Consider the following 16,660-nt stretch of genomic DNA (forward strand, 5'->3'; position numbering starts at 1 on the left):
CGCAAGGAAGGGACGGCACGGTCGCTATTCGTCGGCCAGTGGTTCGGCCTGCACCCGGTTGAGCGCGGGCGTGCACACCGACGCGGCGAGCACCGCCACCCCGAGCCCGAGCACCACCGGCGCGAGCAGCCACGGAGTCAGCACCGCGGCCACGTCCTTGCCGCGCTCGACCATGGAGAACAGCCCGAGCCCGGCGGCCACCCCGATCGCACCGGACCCGATCGTCGCGGCGAGCGCGGGCAGCGCGGCCTCCGCCCGCAGTGCCCTCGACAACACACGCACCGGAGTCCCGGCCGCCATCAGCGCGCCGAACGTGCGGCGGCGGTCCAGCACCGATCCGGCGGTGGCGATCGCGGCACTGCACCCGGCGAGCACGGCCGCCGCGACCACCCCGATCACCGTCACCCGGCGCAGGTCGGCCAGTTCGGTCTGCTGTGACGCCAGGTATTCGTCCCGGCTGTAGACGCTCGCCCCGCTCGATGCCAGCGCGGTGCGCACCACCTCCGGGTCCGCCCCGGCCGAGGCAACCGCCACATCGACCTGTTCGAGCCGGACGCCGGCCGGCAGTGCCCCGGGATCGATGATGGCGTCGACAGTCGCGTCGGAGTCGTTGTGCCGCAACGTGCCCACCGGCGTGCCCGGCGCCAGCGGAACGCCGGGCGAGCCGTAGTCGCCGCTCACGGTGTAGCCGCTGACGTCGAAGGAACCGTAGACAGCCGGCTTGTCCTGGCAGGAAACCGTCAGCCGCAACAGTTCCTGGGCCTTCGAGCAGTCCAGCACGAGCGCGGTCAGGCTCCCGCCGTTCACCGAGCTGAGCATCACCTGGCCGACCTCGGTGGCCTGCGTGTGTTGCCCGGAGTGCGCCAGTTTGGCGTTCGTCTGCGCGACCAGTTCGGCCGCCTTGGCCGGCGCGGCACTCACCGACAGCACCGAATCGCGGTAGGTGCCGCCGCCACCTGCCGTGCTCTCGAAGCTGGGCATCAGTGTCAGCGCCATCGAGCCGACGAACACCGCGAGCACCACCCCGGCGGAAGCTCGGTATGACCCACGTGGATCGTCCAGCAGCCGCCGCCCGGCGAGCAGGCCCGACGGTTTCCGCCAGCGCCCCACGAAGATCCGCCCGACGGCGAAGGTCACCCAGGGGCCGACCACGATCGCTGACGCGACCAGCAGGAACAGTGCCAGCAGCACGAACGCCGCACTGCCGTGCTCACTGGAGGTCGCCAGGTAGAACACCACGCCGGTGCTCGGCAACGCGAGCAAACGCCACGCCTTCAACGGTTTCGGCGAGTGCGCCGACACCGCACCCACCGGATTCCGCACCACGCGTCGCAATCCGAGCACTGCGGCCAGCAGCACCAACACCGGCATCGCCACCACGAGCGCCACGGTGACCCCCACCGGCACCGTGAAATCGCTGAACTGCCAGGTGCCGCCGTCCCAGGGGACCATCGTGCACAGTGCGGAGAACACCGGTTTCACCGCCAGCCCGAGCAATGCGCCGACCACCGCGGCCACCCCCGTTTCGGCGGCGACGATCCCGGTCACCTGCCCCGGGGTCGCCCCGGCCAGCCGCAGCGCGGCCAGCCTGCGTTCGCGACGGGCGGCGGTCAGGCGCGAGGACGAGGCCACGAGCACCAGGCTCGGCACCAGCAGCACCACCACACCGACCCCGGCCAGCAGGCTGAGGAACGGATCGGCTTCGGCGTCGCTCGCGGGCGTGAACCCGGCCGACTGGTACGCGTCGTACGGCATCGTGTCCGGCGAGTGCCCGACCACCGCGACGAGCTGGTCCGGATATTTCAGCGCATCGTCGGTCAACGTGCCGACGACCGTGCCGGGGAAGCGATCCGCCAACCGGTCCGCGGGAAGTGCGTGCATCTGCTCGAACAACGCGGGCGATACCAGCACTTCGCCTGGGCCGGGGAACTTCGGCAGTCCCTTCGGCAGGGCGATGGTCGTTGGGTCCACTGTGGACGCCAGATCGAGCCGGGTGATCTCGGTGCCGCCGGTGAAATCGTGACTCGAGGCGCGCAACATCGTGGTGCCACGGTTCGGCGAGGATTCCTGCCAGACCGAACGTTCGGCCCTCGCCTGTGTCGCGTACGGGAGGCTGACCAGCAACAGCACCAGCCCGGTCGCCACCGCGACCCCCACCGCCGTCAGGATTGTCGAAGTCCGGGTCCGGCTGTCGACGCGCAGCACCCGGAACGCCAGCTGCACCGGGTTCACGGAACCGCCACCTTCGAGGCGATCCGGCCGTCGCGGATGACGATCGTGCGCGGCAGCGAGTCGGCCAGTTCCCGGTCGTGCGTCACGATCAGCACCGACGCCCCCGCGTCGGCGGCCGCCACCAGCAGCGCGTCCATCGTTTCCTTGCCGGTGCGGGTGTCCAGGGCGCCGGTCGGCTCGTCGGCGAAGATCACCTTCGGCTGGTGGGTGAGCGCCCGCGCGATCGCGACCCGCTGCGCCTGCCCGCCGGAAAGCTCACCGGGACGACTGCCGCCCCGCCCCTGCAGCCCCAGCCTGCCCAGCCATTCCCGCGCCGCGCCCAGCGCCTGTTTGCGCCCCGCGCCGGCGAGCAGCATCGGCAGCGCCACGTTCTCCTCCGCGGTCAGCTCGGCGACCAGCATCCCCTGCTGGAAGACGAACCCGAACTCGGTGCGCCGCAGCTCGCTGCGCTTCTTCTCGGAGAACTGGTCGATCCGTTGTCCCGCAAGGTGAATCTCGCCCTCGTCGGCGCGCAGGATGCCGGCCAGCACGTGCAGCAGCGACGTCTTGCCCGAGCCGGACGGGCCGACGATCGCCACCGCCTCGCCCGGCTGGATGTCGATATCCACCCCCGCCAGTGCGTGCTGCGTGCCGTACCGCTTCACCAGCCCCCGGCCGGACAGCAGTGCCCGGCTGTTCCACTGTGGATTCATGTACAGCAGGTTCACAGCCGCCACACCTCGCCCGGATCGGCCGATCGGCCGATCCGTGGTGGCCGGGCGGCCAGGGTGCGGGTGACCCGGAATCCTCTACCGTCACGGTGTGCCGTTCTCCGACCGCTTGCGCCTTGCCTGGCGATGGCTGGGCCTCGAGGGTGTCGTGTTGCTCGCGGCGCTCCTGGTCGACCTGCTGATCGTCATCAGCGCCGCTTTCGACAACTTCGGCCCGAAGGGCCGCGATCTGTTGCTGCTGCCGGGAATCCTGGCGATGTGCGGCTGCGCGCTGTGGGCGCGCAAGCATCCGCTGCGCGGCACGTTCGGCGGCGCCGCGGTGCTGGTGCTGTCCACCGCACTGATCCGCTACACCGACGCGAGCGCGTATTCGACGGTGCTCACCGACCTGTCGCTGACCGAGACGGTGGCCGGGGTGGAGCTGGTGTTCGCCTGCGTGCGGCGGGTCCGGCCGTTCGTCGCGTTCACGGCCATCAGCACGCTGGTGATAGCGGCGCTGGTGGCGGCGACGAACCGGTCGGATCTGCCGTATCGCTCCAGCCGCTTCGAGTCGACCCTGCTGACCGGTCTCGTGCTGCTGGTCGCCGCCGTGGTGCTGGGCCTGGTGGTGCGACGGCCGACCAAGCCGGCGCAGACCAGCCCGGCCTCGGAGCTGGTGCGCGCGCAATGGCCGTTGATCGGCGTGCTCTGCCTGCCGTGGTTCCTGGAGCTCTACGGCACGCTCGACCACGGTCCCCGCGCGTTCCCGCTGCTGATCTGTTCGACGGCCTCGGCGGTGCTCGCGGTGCTGGCCTCACGGATCCCGGTGCTCGCCGGGTCGCTGCTGTCGGTGGTGTTCCTGGTAACCGCGGTCGCCGTGCGGATCGCGCCGCGCTCCTACAACCTGCCGTTCGGTGCCCTCCCGCTGACCCAGATCGTGGCCGGGATGGTCGCGGTGGTCTTCCTCATCCGGCTCGTGCAGACGACACAGGCGTGGCTCGTCATCGGCCTGATGTCGATCACCGTGGCGATCACGACCGTGTCCGGGCACCAGCTCTCGGACGCGCCGGATCTGGGCACGCTGTCCGTCGGCGCGCTGCTGACGCTGGGCATCTCGGTCGCGGTCGGGCTGTTCTTCCGTGCCCGCGACTCCGAACGCACCCAGGTGGTCGAGTCCGCGGTGAACCAGGCGCAGACCTCGGAGCGGATGGCGCTGGCGCGCGAACTGCACGATGTCGTGGCCCACCACGTCACGGGGATCGTGGTGCAGGCGCAGGCGGCGAAAATGATGGGCGAGAAGAACCCCGCGGTCGCGATGGAGGCGCTCGGCCGGATCGAGGAGGCGGGCACGGAGGCACTGGTGGCGATGCGCCGACTGGTCCGCAGTATGCGCAGCAACGTCGACGACGCCGAGTACGCCACCACCGACCTCGACGCCGACCTTCGGCAACTGGCCGAGTCCGCGGTCGGCGCGCCGGTCGTGCTGGAGCTGCGGCTCGCCCCGGACATCCCGCAGGAGGTCGCGCGCTCGGCGCTGCGGCTGGTGCAGGAGTCGCTGACCAACGTCGGCAAGCACGCGCCCCGCGCGACCAGGGTGGACGTGCTCGCCGAAGTCGCCGACGGGGAGTTGCATGTGCGGGTCGGCAATGACGGGCACACTCCGGAGCCGTACCCGGCGGGCGGGTCGGGCGGATACGGGCTGGTCGGGATGCGTGAGCGCGTGGAACTGCTACATGGCAGGCTCTTCGCCGGGCCGGTCGCCGATGGCTGGCTCGTGGAAGCTTGGTTACCGCTTGAGGAGCTTGAATGAGCGAGCTTGCGAGCGAATCGTCCGGCACCAAGCCGGCCGACGTAATGCCGCTGCCGCGGCTTGCCGCGTCCGAAGAGGAGGCCGCTTGATCCGGGTGCTCATCGCCGACGACCAGAGCATGGTGCGCACCGGGTTCCGGATGATCCTCGACGCGCAGGACGACATCGAGGTCGTCGCCGATGTCGCGGACGGGATCGCGGCGGTGAGCAAGGCTCGCGAGCTGCGCCCGGACGTGTGCCTGCTGGACATCCGCATGCCGGGGCTCGACGGGCTGGAGGTCGCGCGGCAGCTCGCCGGGCCGGACGTGGTGGATCCGCTGAAGGTCGTCGTGGTGACCACGTTCGACCTCGACGAGTACGTGCACACGGCGTTGCGCAACGGCGCCAGCGGGTTCCTGCTCAAGGACGCCGGGCCCGCGCTGCTGATCGAGGCGGTACGCGCGGCGGACCGGGGTGACGCGCTGGTCTCGCCGCAGGTCACCGTCCGGCTGCTCAAGCATTTCGACGGCGGGGCCAAGAAGCGGGAGGTCGACCCGCCGAAGGAACCGCTGACGGCCCGTGAGCTGGACGTGGTGCGCGCCGCCGCGCGAGGGCTGACCAACACCGAGATCGGCAAGGAGTTGTTCCTGTCGTTGTCCACGGTGAAAACGCATCTCGCGTCCGTGCAGGGCAAGATCGGCGCGCGCAACCGGGTCGAGACCGCGGCCTGGGCCTGGCGCTCGGGCTTGATGGATTCATAGGATCGGCAGATGCCACGTCGTTACACCGCCCCCGTCGTCCTGCCCTGTGACCCGGCCTGTTCGGTCATCCGCGACGGCGCGGTCGACGTCGGCGACGACGGCCGGGTCACCTACTGCGGTCCGGCCACCGAGGAGTTCTCCGGTCCAGTGACGGCGCTGCCCGGAATCCTGTTGCCCGGCTTGGTGAACGCGCACGCGCACACCCCGATGACGCTGCTCCGCGGGATGGGCGGGGATCTGCCGCTGTTGCGCTGGCTGCGCGAAATCATCTGGCCCGCCGAGGCGAAACTGCGCGCGGAGGACGTCCGGGCCGGGATGATGCTGGGCTCCTTGGAAATGCTCTCGCGCGGCGTGACCACCAGTGCCGAAATGTATTTCCATGCCGAGGAAATGGCCGAGGCGGTGCTCACGACCGGCGCCCGCGCCGTGCTCGGCGGGCCGATCATGGACCTGCCCGGGCTGGATTGGCGGGAGATGATCACCGCGGCAGCGCGCTGGATCGACGCTGACGGCCTGCGGTTCGGGCCGGGGGAACGGATCGAGCTGTCCTTCGCCGCGCATTCGGCGTACATGCTGCCGCCGGAAGCGCTCCGGCTCACCGCGGAAGCCGCGGCTCCGCGGAACGCGCTGGTGCAGATCCACGTCGCCGAAGCGGCGGACGAAGATGAGCGGCAGCGCGCGGATTTCGGTTCCGTGCCAAGGCTGTTGGAGGTCGCCGGCCTGCTGGACGGCCGGATGATCGCGGCGCACGCGGTGCACTTGTCCGACGGGGACATCGCGTTGTTCGCCAAGCACGGTGTGGGGGTGGCGCACTGCCCGGGCTCCAACGCCAAGCTCGCGTCGGGCTTTGCCAGGCTGACCGACCTGCGTGCCGCGTCGGTGCCGGTCGGGCTCGGCACGGACGGGCCGGCCAGCAACGACGACCTGGACCTGTGGGAGGAGATCCAGCTCGCCGCGATGTTCGCCCGTTTGTCCACAAAGGACTCTGCCGCGCTGAGCGGCGCGGATGCACTGCTGCTCGCCACCCGTGGCGGCGCGGAAGCGTTGGGGCGCAACGACATCGGCGCATTGGAGGCCGGCCGGTGGGCCGACTTCGTGCACCTCGACGCCGAGGATTTCGCGTTCGCCCTCGGCCTCGCCGTGCCGGACGAGCAGCTGCTGGCGAACCTGGTGTGGGCCGCGGGCTCCCGCCGGGTGCGCGATGTCTGGGTGGCCGGGGACCAGGTGCTCGCCGACGGCGAATCCACCCGCGTGGACCGCGAGAAGGTGCGGGCCGCCGCGAGCGAATCGGCGGCCCGCATCCGCGGCTAGCGGTCCGCTTCGAGGCCGTGCTGGTCATCGCCTCGATCAACGAGTGGCTACCCCGCTTATGAAACACGTCCTAGCGGTGCCTCGGCCGGATGACGATCTCGGTCGGATGCGCCTCCGGCGTTGCGGAAACGGCGGAAAGCACGGCAGCCGCGACGGAGTCCGGGCGCAGGTGATCCTCCGGGACGTAGTCGCGGCCCTCGTGCGCGATCACCGCCTGCTGCATCTCGGTGTCCGTGCGCCCGGGGTACACCGTGGTGACGCGGAGGCCGTTGCGCTCCTCCTCGGACCGCAGCGCGTCGGCGAATGCGCGGACGGCATGCTTGCTCGCCGCGTACGCGCCCCAGCCTGGGTTCGCGTTGCGGCCGGCCCCCGAGTTGATCACCACGACGTGTCCGTTCGCGGCGCGGAGTGCGGGTAGCAGCAGGCGGGTCAGCTCGACCACCGCGATCACGTTGACCTCGTAGTTCCGCCGCCATGAGTCGGCGTCGGACTCGGCGACCGTGCCCAGCTCGACCACGCCGGCCGAATGCACCAGCACGTCCAGCCGGTCGATCTGCGCTGCCGCCTCGCGGACCGCGGCGAAATCGGTGAGATCCACCGGCCAGGGCCGTGCGCCCGGCAGTTCCTCGGCGCGTTTCGCCAGCGCGTCCGCGTCACGGCCGCCGAGCAGCACCTGGTGGTCGGGCATGAGCACGTGCGCGATGGCCGCCCCGATCCCGCGCGAAGCGCCGGTGACGAGAGCGAGTGGGCTTTCTGACATGGTTCCAAGGTAAGTCGTTCTTGACGAACAACGCCCGGTGGCCTGGGATCTGTTCATGTCGACGAGGACTGCCGCACCGGAAAACCGAGTACTCGCCAAGGTCGCCTGGCGGGTGATGCCGTTCCTGGCCCTGCTGTATTTCGTGAACTACCTGGACCGGGTCAACATCGGTTTCGCGGGCCCGAACGGAATGAACAAGGAGCTGGGCCTCTCGTCCACGGCGTTCGGGTTCGCGTCGGGCATCTTCTTTCTCGGTTACCTGATCCTCGAGGTGCCGAGCAACCTCGCGCTGCACCGGTTCGGCGCCCGGCGCTGGCTGGCCCGGATCATGATCACCTGGGGGATTCTCGCCACGGTGCTGGCGTTCGTGCCGAACCCGACCACGCTGGTGATCCTGCGGTTCCTGCTGGGAGTGGCCGAAGCCGGCTTCTTCCCCGGCATCATCCTGTACCTGACCTACTGGTTCCCGGCCGCGCAACGCGCCAGGGCGGTGGCGCTGTTCATGGCCGCGATCCCGATCTCGTCCGCGATCGGCTCCACCGTGTCGAGCCTGCTCATCGCGCATGGCGGCGGCATTTTCGGCCTGAGCGGCTGGCGGTTCATGTTCCTCGTCGAGGGCATTCCGGCGATGCTGCTCGCGTTCGTGACCTGGTTCTACCTGACCGACCGGCCGGAGAAGGCCAGGTGGCTGACCGAGGACGAGCGCAACTGGCTGATCACCGAACTCGACGCCGAGCGCCGGGCGACCGAGGCCGAGCACCACTGGCCGCTGCGCAAGGCGCTCACGCATCCGCGGATCCTGGCCCTTGCGTTCGTGTACTTCGCCATTGCATACGGATTGTATGCACTCGGTTTTTTCCTGCCGACGATCATCGCCGGGTTCGGCTCGGAGTTCGGCACCAAGCTGACGGTGATCCAGTCCGGCCTGGTCAACGCGGTGCCGTACGTGATCGGCGCGGTGGTGATGGTGTTCTGGGCGCGGCACGGCGACCGCACTGACGAACGGAAATGGCATGTGGCGCTGCCGATGCTGCTCGGCGGGATCGCCATCCCGATCGCGCTGTACCTGGGAAATCCGTACGCCGCGATGGTCGCGGTGACGATCTGCGCGGTCGGCGTGTGCGCCGCGCTGCCGACGTTCTGGGCGCTGCCGTCGAACTTTCTCGCCGGGACCGCGGCCGCGGGCGGGATCGCACTGATCAACTCGCTGGGCAACATCTCCGGTTTCGCGGCGCCCTACGTCACCGGCTGGCTGCGCGACCTGACCGGCACCCAGCGCACCGGCCTGTGGGTCGTCGGCGCCTGCATGGTCGCCGGGGCCCTGGTCGCCCTCGCGCTGGGTGCCAAGCCGCGAGTCTCAACCGCGCCAGATCGAAGCGACAGCCGGGCGGGCGAGTGACGTTCCGCCGTCCGGCCAGTGCGAGGTCGGCGCGGTCGGCGTGCCGTTCTCGCCGGGGTGTTGCACGGCGACCACGACGAAGTCGTCGGTGACCACGGGTCCGCAGGTCTCGGCACCGTAGGGCACGGTGAGGAACTGCTTGACGTGCCCGCGTTCCGGGCCCTCGACCGGCACCGAGAACAGGCCGTCGTTGGAGCCGAGCGCGTTGCCGTCGGTGGCGATCCACAGGTTGCCGTACGGGTCGAAGGCGACGTTGTCCGGGCAGGAGATCGGGCTGACCTGTTCCTTCGGGAAGCCGCCGAAGTAGGTGTCGGCCGCGGCCGGGTCACCACAGACGAGCAGCAGCCGCCAGGAGAACTTCGTCGCGGCCGAGTCGCCGCCGCTCTCCTCCCACTCCAGCACTTGCCCGTTCTTGTTGCCGTTGCGCGGGTTCACCTCGTCCACGCCGGCCTTCCCCGCCGCGCCGCGGTCGGTGTTGTTGGTCAGCGCGGCGTAGATGCGGCCGTTGACCGGGTTCGGCTCGATGTCCTCCGGGCGGTCCATCTTCGTCGCGCCGACCTTGTCCGCGGCCAGCCGGGTGAAGACATACACCTCCTCGGCGGTGAAACCATCCACAAAGGACCGGTCGCCAGCGACGAGCGGGATCCACGCACCGGTGCCGTCGAACTCGCCATCGGACGGGAGCTTTCCGGTGCCGTCGAACTCGGCGGCCGGGCTGTCGCCGGTGAACTTCGCGACGTAGAGCGTGCCTTCGTCGAGCAGGGCCATGTTGTGCCGCCGGGCGAGCGCGCTGTTGCCCGGCTTGTACTTGCCCTTGGAGACGAACTTGTAGATGTAGTCGAAGCGCTCATCGTCACCGGAGTACACCGCGACGCGGCCATCGCGCGCGATCTTGACGTTCGCGGCCTCGTGCTTGAACCGGCCGAGCGCGGTGTGCTTGACCGGCGTGGAGTCCGGGTCGTTCGGGTCGATCTCCACGACCCAGCCGAACCTGTTGGGCTCGTTGGGTTCCTGCGCCACGTCCCAGCGCTTGTCGAAGCGCTCCCATTTTCGGGTGCTGGCGCCGGTGCCGACGGCGTAGCGCTTGAGCCGCGCCTGCGCCGTGGGGTCGGTGACCTTTTCGGAGTTGGCGAAGTACTGGTGGAAGTTCTCCTCGCCGGAAAGCACGGTGCCCCAAGGGGTCACGCCGCCGGAGCAGTTGTTCTGCGTGCCGCGCACGCGTTTTCCGGTCGGGTCCGCCGAGGTCCTGAGGTACTTCGACCCCGCCGCCGGGCCGCGCACCTCGAACTCGGTGTCGAGCGTGATCCGGCGGTTGTACCGACCGGGCACGGCTTCGAGCCCGCCGCCCCGGCGCTTTTCCACCTGCACCACCGAAAGCCCGTGTGCCGCCCAGGCGATGCGCACCTGCTCCTCGGTGGGGTTGTTCGCGTCGTACGTGCCGGCGGGGAACATCTGGACTTCGGTGGTGTACTCGTGGTTGACCACCATGAGGTAGCGGCCGTGTCCGTTTTCGATCAACCCGACGAAGTCGTTGTTGTAGCCGAACTGCTTGGCCTGCGCGGCCGCGGTCTGCCTGGCCGGGTCGAACTTCGGCGCGCCGGGCACCACCGGGTCGCCCCAGCGGATCACCACGTTCTGCTTGTGGCCCTTGGGAATCACGAGCGCGTCGGCCTTGTTCGGCGCGACCGCCTCGAAGCCGGTTCCCGGCACGGGGCGGCCCGCGAGCGCGGGGACGGCGGCGTCCGAGGTGCCCGACAACGCGGCGAATCCGCCTGCGGCGGCGGCCATCACCGCACCGGCCTTGAACACGCCGCGCCGGGAGAGCACTCCCTTGGCGACATCGCCGAAGTATTCGTTGTCCGAGATGTTCGGCGTTTCGTGCGCGCAGGCGTTTCCGCAGCGGTACTCGCAGGTGAGCGGGGATCTCCCGCCGGAATGCGCGAACAACGGTAGAGACAGCACCGGGCCTCCATCACTCAGTCAGGGGAACGTCCGTGACGGTAAGCGAGGAAGACCAGGTGCTGCCAAACAGAAGGTAAATGTAAGTTAAAGCTCCTCGCCGACGAGGACCGCTTCCTTCGGCACCCGGTGCGGGTCGGCCGAACGGTCCTTGATCAGCAGCAGCCCGCCGGCGACCACACAGAGCACAGCGGCGACGACGAACGGGGCCTGCTGCGAACCGAACCAGGCCGCGACGTGGCCGACCAGAGTCGCGGCCGCCGCGCCGCCGAGCCACCGGCAGAAGTTGTAGCCCGCACTGGCCACCGGCCGCGGCGCGTCGCTGATCGACATCGCGGTCCCGGTGAACAAAGTGTTCAGCAGCCCCGAAATCAGGCCCGAGACGATGACACCGACGACCACCACCGGCTTGCTCGGCACCGCGAGTACCAGCATCAGCACCGCGTAACCGAACACCGCGACCGCGGTCGCGTGCCGCTCACCGAGCTTGCCCGCGAGCTTCGGTGCGAGTGCCACACCCGCGACCGCGACGCACAGGCCCCAGCCACAGAAGATCAGACCGACCGCGACCGCACTCCAGCCGAGCACGAACGGAGTCCAGGCCAGCACGGTGAAGAACGCGGCGGTGTAGAGCGCCGAGCCGATCGATGTGCGCAGCAGACCGGCGTGCCGAAGCGCGCGAAGCGGGTCGGAGATCCGGATCTTGGGCCGCTTCTCGTGCGAGTCCTTCTGCAGGAAGATCGCGCACAACACGAGGGCGGCGGCCATCAGCACGGCGGTGCCGACGAACGGCCCCCGCCACGAGATGCTGCCGAGCAATGCGCCGAGCAGCGGCCCCACGGCGAGACCGACACCGAGCGCGGCCTCGTAGAGCAGGATCGCGCCCTTCTGCCCGCCGGTGGCCGCACCGACGATCACCGAAAGCGCGGTCGCGATGAAGAAAGCGTTGCCCAGCCCCCAGACCGCACGGAGTGCGACGAGCTGGGTGATCGTCGCGGCGGCCGCGCAGAACGCGGTCGCGAGCACGATCAGGACCAGACCGGTGAGCACCGTGCGCTTGGGGCCGAACCTGGCGCTGGCGGCACCCGTGATCAGCATCGCCAACACCTGAACACCGAGGTAAGACGAGAACAGCAGGGTCACCTGTGATGCCGAGGCGTGCAGCCCGTCCGCGATGGACAACAGGATCGGATCGACAAGGCCGATTCCCATGAAGGCGATCACGGCCGCGAACGCGGTGATCCAGACCTGTTTTGGCTGCCCCTTCAAGGCATCCAGCAGGCTGCCATGGTTAGTGCTCATCCAGCAGTTCCTCCTTCTTCGCCGGATCGATGAGCCGTCGCAGGGCCGGCAGCGCGGCCTCGATGGCCGCGCGGTCGGTCGGATCCAGAGCGGTCAGGCGCTCCCGCAGGAACTCCTCGCGGGCGAGCACCAGCTCGCCGACGTACCGCTTGCCCGCTTCCGTCGCCTCGATCAGCACGGCGCGGCGATCCTCGGGATCGGGCTTCCTGCTGACCAGGTGCAGCCGCTCCAGCCGGCGCACCAGGTCCGTCATGGACGGCTGGCGCACGCCCTCGATCTGCGCGAGGACGCTCATCCGGCGCGGCCCGCCTTGCGCCAGCTCGGAAAGCACCGAGCCCTGCGTCAGGGTCAGCCGGTACTGAGGGGTCAGCCGGCGGACCATGTAGTAGAGGCGAAAGACGAGCGGGCGCAGCTCGTGCGCGAGTTCGGCGACTCCGGATTTCACTTAGCTATGCTAACTTATTTTTACTTAGCTTGTCGAAGTAATTCTGGACACAGGTACCGTTTCGAGGCATGGACGCGGTGGTTTTCGACCTCGACGGGGTGCTGGTCGGCTCCGAGCAGACCTGGGACGAGGTGCGGCGCGCGGTCGTCGCCGAACAGGGCGGGCACTGGACCGACGAAGCGACGCGGGCGATGCAGGGGATGAGCACCCCGGAGTGGGCGCGCTATCTGGTCGACGAGCTCGGCGTCGGACTGACCCCGGAGCGCGTCGCCGAGGTCGTGATCGAGGAGATGGCGAAGCACTACGAAGACGGCCCGCCGGTGCTGCCCGGCGCGGAGCAAACGGTGCGCGCGGTCGCGGAGCGGTACCCGGTCGCGATCGCCAGCTCCTCACCGCCGGTGCTGATCAAGGCCTTTCTGGAAGCGACGAACCTGACCGGTGTCGTGCCGGTCGCGGTGTCCAGCGAACAGGTCGCGGCAGGCAAGCCGGCGCCCGACGTGTACTTGAAGGCGACCGAACTCCTTGGTGTACAAGCAAAAGACTGCGCCGCCGTGGAGGACACCACGAACGGGCTACGCGCCGCGCTCGCCGCCGGGATGTCCGTCTACGCGGTGCCGAACCCACATTTCCCGCCGGATCCGGCGGTGCTGGCGCAGGTCACCGCGGTGCTCGGCGAACTCCGGGAGCTAGTAGCCGCGCTGTGAAGCACGCAGCCTCGTGACCGGTGGCGGTTCGGCGCCGGTGAGCGTGCTTTTCGGCGCGGACAGGCCATACATCCCGTACAGCCAGCGGCGCACCGGCTCCACCGGGTACTGCGGGCCGTACACCGCGGCCTTGTAGATGACGCCCTCCAGCACGCTGCGGAGCATGATCTCCTCCAGCGCCGGATCCGCGGCGCCGCGCTCGGTGAACAGCTCGCGCAGGCTGTCCTCGAGCCGGCAGATCCGCTCGTCCTTGCGGGCCTCCACCTCGGCGAAGATCGGATGCGTCGACGGCTGCACCATCAGCGCGAGCACCACGCCCTGCACCGGCAGGTCGGTCAGCAGACCGGACAGCACCCCGTCGATGATCCCGGCGAGCCGCTCGTCCGCGGTGCCCGGCATGTCGATGATCGCGGCGACCCCGTCGAGATACGCGTCGAGCAGTTCGTCGACCAGCAGGTGCTTGTTCGGGAAGTAATAGGAGGCCAGCCCACGGGAAACCCCGGCACGGTTGGTGATCTCGGTGATCGTGGCGCCGGTGTAACCCTTTTCCGCGAACACCGCCAACGCGGCGGCGAGGATCTTCTGCCTGGACTCCTCGCGCATCTCCTTGTTGGCACTGACGGAACGGGGCACTGCTCTCCTCACTCGAACCGGCGCTCACCGGCAGACCCCCTCTATTCTGCCTGCCGGTGCGCGCCGGAGCCCCGGTTCCAGGTTGACTGTACGTACATCCAGTCGAAACGGTGACCGGTATCCCCCGGCCAGGGGAGGCCGGAGGACTTACCGGGGCTCAGCGCTCGACTTCGCCCTTGATGAACGCTTCGACCGAGTCACGCGCCTGCGAGTCGTTGTACTGCACTGGCGGCGACTTCATGAAGTACGAGGAGGCCGACAGCAGCGGGCCGCCGATCCTGCGGTCCAGCGCGATCTTCGCGGCACGCACGGCGTCGATGATGATGCCCGCCGAGTTGGGCGAGTCCCACACCTCGAGCTTGTACTCCAGGTTCAGCGGGACGTCACCGAAGGCGCGGCCCTCGAGCCGGACGTAGGCCCACTTGCGGTCTTCCAGCCACTGCACGTAGTCCGACGGGCCGACGTGCACGTTGGCCTTGCCCATGTCGCGGTCGACCTGCGAGGTGACGGCCTGGGTCTTGGAGACCTTCTTGGATTCCAGGCGCTCCAGTTCCTTCATGTTCTTGAAGTCCATGTTGCCGCCGACGTTGAGCTGCATCGTGCGGTCGAGCTGGACGCCGCGGTCCTCGAACAGCTTCGCCAGCACGCGGTGCGTGATGGTGGCGCCGACCTGGGACTTGATGTCGTCACCGACGATCGGGATGCCGGCGTCGGTGAACTTCTGCGCCCACTCGGGGTTGGAGGCGATGAACACCGGGATGGCGTTCACGAACGCCACCCCCGCGTCGATCGCGGCCTGGGCGTAGAACTTCTGCGCCGCGTCGGAGCCCACCGGCAGGTAGGAGACGAGCACGTCGGCACCGGACTCGCGCAGCGCGGCGACGATGTCGACCGGAGTCTCGTCGGACTCCTCGATGGTCTCCTGGTAGAAGCGGCCGAGCCCGTCGAGGGTGTGGCCGCGCTGCACCGGCACACCCAGCGGCGGCACGTCGGTGATCTTGATCGTGTTGTTCTCGCTGGCGAGGATGGCCTCCGACAGGTCGTGGCCCACCTTCTTCGCGTCCACGTCGAACGCGGCCACGAACTCCACGTCGCGTACGTGATAGGGGCCGAACCGCACGTGCATCAGCCCGGGCACCCGCGATGCCGGATCGGCGTCCGCGTAGTAGTGCACCCCCTGCACCAGCGACGCCGCGCAGTTGCCGACGCCAACGATGGCCACCTTCACGCGGCCGCTGTTGTCGCCCATGCCGGATTCTCCTTCGCTCGTTAGCTTTTAGGTCAGTGTTTTTTCCACGACGGCGGCCGCTACTTCTGCAGGCCGCGCTGTTCGGCTTGTTCGTGCGCGATCAGCTCGTTGAGCCAGCGCACTTCACGTTCGCTGCTTTCCAGCCCGAGCCGGTGCAACTCGCGGGTATAGCGGTCGATCTTCTCCTCGGCTCTGGCCATCGCGGCGCGAAGCCCTTCGCGCCGCTCCTCGACCCGGCGGCGCCGCCCCTCCAGGATGCGCATCCGGACATCGGCCGGGGTCCTGGAGAAGAACGCCAGGTGTACCCCGAAGCCCTCGTCGTCCCAGGTCTGAGGACCGGCGTCACCCAGCAGCTGGGCGAAGTGCTCCTTACCCTCGGCGGTGAGCTTGTACACCCTGCGTGCACGCCGGACCCTGGTGCTGCGCTGGGTTTTGGCGTGCTCGTCGCCCTCATCGGCTTCCTCGACGATGAAGCCGGCCCGCTGCAACCGACGCAGGGTCGGGTACAGCGAACCGTAGGAGAAGGTGCGGAACATGCCGAGCGTGTCGTGCAGACGTTTGCGCAGCACGTATCCGTGCATCGGCGCTTCGTGCAGCAGCCCGAGAATCGCGAACTCCAGCACGGTGCACCCCCTCTCGGGCAGCAAACGACTCCACCTGGTCAACCTAACGCCTGATTATATCGCGTCGATACATCGAAGTGGCGTAGCTAACGGAAGCGCCTGCCCGCCGCGGGGGACGAAGTTCACCAGAGAGTTATCGAAATTCCGGCGTGTCCTCCACGCGGTCAGATCATTACGCAGAACAGCTCATGGCGTTCCGACACCGGACCCGTACTCTGTCAGCGTGCAAAACCAGCGACAGGTAGTGGACTACGCCCTGCGGCGCCGAGCGCTGCTGGCCGACGTCCGTGCTGGTCGCGTGGGCACGAAGGACGTTTGCGACGCCGATCCCTATCTACTGCGGGCGGCGAAGTTCCATGGCGAACCCGGCGAGTACCCGTGCCCGGTTTGCCGCAAGGAGACCGTGACGCTGGTCTCGTGGGTCTTCGGCGACGAGTTACGGCACGTCGCCGGATCGGCCCGCACGCAGGAGGAACTTACCCGGATGGAGCAACTATTCCGGGAGTTCAACGTCCATGTGGTGGAGGTGTGCCGCCTCTGCCGCTGGAACCACCTGGTGCGGTCATACGTCCTGGGGACGGGCACCCCCCGTGGTCACTCGAAGAGGACCGCGGGACAGTGACCCTGGAGGCAGGCGTGCAGCTGGACGACCGCAGAACGGCGAACCCCGAACCGCCGGTCTGGGAGGCTCATTCGTGAACGACCAGTACAACCGCTCCTGGCCAGGCCAGGAGCCTGATGAACCCCGTCGCGCCCAACGGCCGAACGGTGACGAGCCGCGCTGGCCCGGCGAACAGCCGCCACC

The 16,660-nt window shown here is 69.0% G+C and carries 15 protein-coding genes; 6 read left to right on the top strand and 9 right to left on the bottom strand.

The genetic code is table 11. The features are described 5' to 3' along the window. Nucleotides 1-24: 24 nt before the first annotated feature. Nucleotides 25-2,232: an FtsX-like permease family protein gene (locus tag VHD82_RS32715; protein WP_325712687.1), complete on the bottom strand. Its 2,208-nt coding sequence runs from the start codon at nt 2,230-2,232 to the stop codon at nt 25-27. Then, complete coding sequence (locus tag VHD82_RS32720; protein ID WP_325712749.1) at nt 2,229-2,924, bottom strand: ABC transporter ATP-binding protein; 696 nt, start codon at nt 2,922-2,924, stop codon at nt 2,229-2,231. The genes VHD82_RS32715 and VHD82_RS32720 overlap by 4 nt, the downstream gene beginning before the upstream one ends. A gap of 109 nt (nt 2,925-3,033) precedes the next feature. On the opposite strand from VHD82_RS32720, the gene VHD82_RS32725 reads away from it, so the two are divergent. From VHD82_RS32725 to VHD82_RS32735, 3 genes are all read left to right on the top strand, one after another. After that, the gene (locus VHD82_RS32725; protein WP_325712689.1) at nt 3,034-4,731 is read left to right on the top strand and encodes a sensor histidine kinase; all 1,698 of its coding nucleotides are present in this window, start codon (nt 3,034-3,036) and stop codon (nt 4,729-4,731) included. 85 nt (nt 4,732-4,816) lie between these two features. Beyond that, nucleotides 4,817-5,470 carry a response regulator transcription factor gene (locus tag VHD82_RS32730; RefSeq protein ID WP_325712691.1) on the top strand — a complete coding sequence of 218 codons (654 nt, stop codon included), beginning with the start codon at nt 4,817-4,819 and terminating at the stop codon, nt 5,468-5,470. A 9-nt stretch (nt 5,471-5,479) separates the two neighbouring features. Beyond that, a complete protein-coding gene (locus VHD82_RS32735) occupies nt 5,480-6,781 on the top strand; it encodes an amidohydrolase (RefSeq protein WP_325712693.1) in 1,302 nt (433 codons plus the stop codon). 70 nt (nt 6,782-6,851) lie between these two features. On the opposite strand, the gene VHD82_RS32740 is transcribed toward VHD82_RS32735, so the two are convergent. After that, on the bottom strand, nt 6,852-7,541 hold the full coding sequence (locus tag VHD82_RS32740; RefSeq protein ID WP_325712695.1) for an SDR family oxidoreductase: 690 nt from the start codon (nt 7,539-7,541) through the stop codon (nt 6,852-6,854). Nucleotides 7,542-7,596: 55 nt separating this feature from the next. Here VHD82_RS32740 and VHD82_RS32745 point away from each other — a divergent pair, with 55 nt between their 5' ends. Then, complete coding sequence (locus tag VHD82_RS32745; protein WP_325712696.1) at nt 7,597-8,940, top strand: MFS transporter; 1,344 nt, start codon at nt 7,597-7,599, stop codon at nt 8,938-8,940. Here VHD82_RS32745 and VHD82_RS32750 read toward each other — a convergent pair. The 3 genes from VHD82_RS32750 to VHD82_RS32760 all read right to left on the bottom strand — a co-directional run bounded on the left by VHD82_RS32750 (nt 8,899) and on the right by VHD82_RS32760 (nt 12,583). Next, complete coding sequence (locus VHD82_RS32750) at nt 8,899-10,902, bottom strand: PhoX family phosphatase (protein WP_325712698.1); 2,004 nt, start codon at nt 10,900-10,902, stop codon at nt 8,899-8,901. The two genes, VHD82_RS32745 and VHD82_RS32750, sit on opposite strands and share 42 nt — an antisense overlap. 84 nt (nt 10,903-10,986) lie before the next feature. Then, nucleotides 10,987-12,201: an MFS transporter gene (locus VHD82_RS32755; protein ID WP_325712699.1), complete on the bottom strand. Its 1,215-nt coding sequence runs from the start codon at nt 12,199-12,201 to the stop codon at nt 10,987-10,989. Then, on the bottom strand, nt 12,191-12,583 hold the full coding sequence (locus VHD82_RS32760; protein ID WP_414637610.1) for a MarR family winged helix-turn-helix transcriptional regulator: 393 nt from the start codon (nt 12,581-12,583) through the stop codon (nt 12,191-12,193). Before VHD82_RS32760 ends, VHD82_RS32755 begins: the two co-directional genes overlap by 11 nt. A 131-nt stretch (nt 12,584-12,714) precedes the next feature. On the opposite strand from VHD82_RS32760, the gene VHD82_RS32765 reads away from it, so the two are divergent. Beyond that, nucleotides 12,715-13,350: an HAD family phosphatase gene (locus VHD82_RS32765; RefSeq protein ID WP_325712703.1), complete on the top strand. Its 636-nt coding sequence runs from the start codon at nt 12,715-12,717 to the stop codon at nt 13,348-13,350. On the opposite strand, the gene VHD82_RS32770 is transcribed toward VHD82_RS32765, so the two are convergent. The 3 genes from VHD82_RS32770 to VHD82_RS32780 form a co-directional block, all read right to left on the bottom strand. Further along, nucleotides 13,333-13,983 (bottom strand): TetR/AcrR family transcriptional regulator, encoded by a 651-nt coding sequence (locus VHD82_RS32770; RefSeq protein ID WP_325712705.1) that lies wholly within the window; start codon nt 13,981-13,983, stop codon nt 13,333-13,335. The two genes, VHD82_RS32765 and VHD82_RS32770, sit on opposite strands and share 18 nt — an antisense overlap. A 157-nt stretch (nt 13,984-14,140) precedes the next feature. Beyond that, entirely contained in the window at nt 14,141-15,232 is a 1,092-nt protein-coding gene (locus VHD82_RS32775) for an inositol-3-phosphate synthase (RefSeq protein WP_325712707.1), read from the bottom strand. Nucleotides 15,233-15,291: 59 nt separating this feature from the next. Further along, nucleotides 15,292-15,855: a PadR family transcriptional regulator gene (locus VHD82_RS32780; protein WP_325712709.1), complete on the bottom strand. Its 564-nt coding sequence runs from the start codon at nt 15,853-15,855 to the stop codon at nt 15,292-15,294. Between the two features lie 223 nt (nt 15,856-16,078). On the opposite strand from VHD82_RS32780, the gene VHD82_RS32785 reads away from it, so the two are divergent. Further along, nucleotides 16,079-16,477 (top strand): DUF5318 family protein, encoded by a 399-nt coding sequence (locus VHD82_RS32785; RefSeq protein WP_325712710.1) that lies wholly within the window; start codon nt 16,079-16,081, stop codon nt 16,475-16,477. The last annotated feature ends 183 nt before the right edge of the window (nt 16,478-16,660 follow it).

This window comes from Amycolatopsis sp. (assembly GCF_035546795.1).
In the GTDB taxonomy this organism is placed as follows: Bacteria; Actinomycetota; Actinomycetes; order Mycobacteriales; family Pseudonocardiaceae; genus Amycolatopsis_E.